Raw genomic sequence first — 544 nt, 5'->3', positions numbered from 1 at the left:
ATTGCCTCAGGAGCGGTGGATGGTTATTGCTATGCATCTCATGCAGAAGGAGGACCCGGCTGATCGTCGTCGGTATGTTGCTGAGGCGTATTGGGCATTAAGCAATTTATACATGACTGTTGCCACACCTACACTTACGAATGCTGGTAAAACGCATGGTCAGTTATCCAGCTGCTTCATCGATACCGTGGATGATAGTCTTCAGTCGATTTACGACAGCAATACAGACATTGCCAAACTGTCCAAGAATGGTGGCGGGATTGGTGTCTATATGGGAAAGGTCCGTGGTCGTGGGAGCTCAATTAAAGGATTTAAGGATATGTCAAGTGGTGTCGTACCGTGGATTAAGCAGCTTAATAATACAGCGGTCAGTGTCGATCAGCTAGGTACACGTAAAGGCGCGATTGCGATTTATCTCGATGTGTGGCATACAGATATTGAAGCCTTTCTTGATTTAAAGCTGAATAACGGGGATGAACGGCTGCGTGCACATGATATTTTTACAGGTGTCTGTCTGCCGGATTACTTCATGGAGCAGGTGGAG

At 46.7% G+C, this 544-nt stretch carries 1 protein-coding gene; it reads left to right on the top strand.

What is annotated here, in order from left to right:
- Position 1 precedes the first annotated feature (1 nt).
- The coding region (locus ABD308_RS27115; RefSeq protein ID WP_344339714.1) for a ribonucleotide reductase N-terminal alpha domain-containing protein at positions 2 to 544 on the top strand (543 nt) is incomplete at its 3' end.

Origin of the sequence: Kitasatospora putterlickiae, from assembly GCF_039527695.1 — a bacterium.
Taxonomy (GTDB): domain Bacteria; phylum Actinomycetota; class Actinomycetes; order Streptomycetales; family Streptomycetaceae; genus Kitasatospora; species Kitasatospora putterlickiae.
This window is presented reverse-complemented; position numbering and strand designations above follow the sequence as displayed.